This window comes from Streptomyces palmae (genome assembly GCF_004684805.1).
GTDB classification, from domain to species: Bacteria; Actinomycetota; Actinomycetes; order Streptomycetales; family Streptomycetaceae; genus Streptomyces; species Streptomyces palmae.
Genome location: NZ_SRID01000774.1, coordinates 1 through 706 on the forward strand (window position 1 = coordinate 1; position 706 = coordinate 706).

The 706-nt window shown below is 76.1% G+C and carries 1 protein-coding gene; it reads left to right on the forward strand.

Features of this window, described 5'->3' with window-relative positions:
- Positions 1-277 precede the first annotated feature (277 nt).
- On the forward strand, positions 278-568 hold the full coding sequence (locus E4099_RS32595) for a DUF2530 domain-containing protein (protein WP_135342672.1): 291 nt from the start codon (positions 278-280) through the stop codon (positions 566-568).
- Positions 569-706 lie beyond the last annotated feature (138 nt).

Consider the following 706-nt stretch of genomic DNA (forward strand, 5'->3'; position numbering starts at 1 on the left):
GGGGTTCGCCGATGGCCTCGGCACGGGGGCTCCTCCGGAGAGGCGGGGGTGGGACGCCGAGGTAGCCGATCGGCCCCCCGCGGCCGCTGTGCGGGCCCGCCACCCGGACCGGGATCGGCAGTCGCCCGGCCAGGGCTCGGTCGGTGCCCGGACCGGGATCGGCCGGCGCCCGGCCAGGGCTCGGCCGCCACTCGGACCGGGATCGGCCGGCGCCCGGCCAGGGATCGGCCGGCGCCCGGCCACGGGGCGGTCGGTGCCCGGCCCGTAAGCTGTGCACATGACGAAGTGGACCCCCAAGCACGAGGCGCCCGAGCCCCTGGAGGGCAATGTCGTCGCCACCATCACCGGCGGCACCATCGTGTGGTTCGTCCTCTTCCTGGTCCAGCTCCCGTTCTACGGCTGGTTCGACGACCACGGCCATCTGTGGTGGCTGTGGACCTGCCTGGCCGGCGGCGGCCTCGGACTGCTCGGCATCTGGTACGTACGCAAGCGGGACGCGGCCATCCGCGCGCATGCGGCGGCGGAGGCCGCAGGCGACGGCGGTACGGTGCCCGGCGCGGCCGGCTGATCCGCGATCCTCTCGACCCCGCGCCGCGGGGTGGACCCAGCCCCGGTGATCCCTCCCGGCATCGCGAGCTGCCCCGGGCCCGGTGACCCCGCACCGCCCCGGCACCGCACCGCGGGGTGATCCCTGTCTCTTATACAC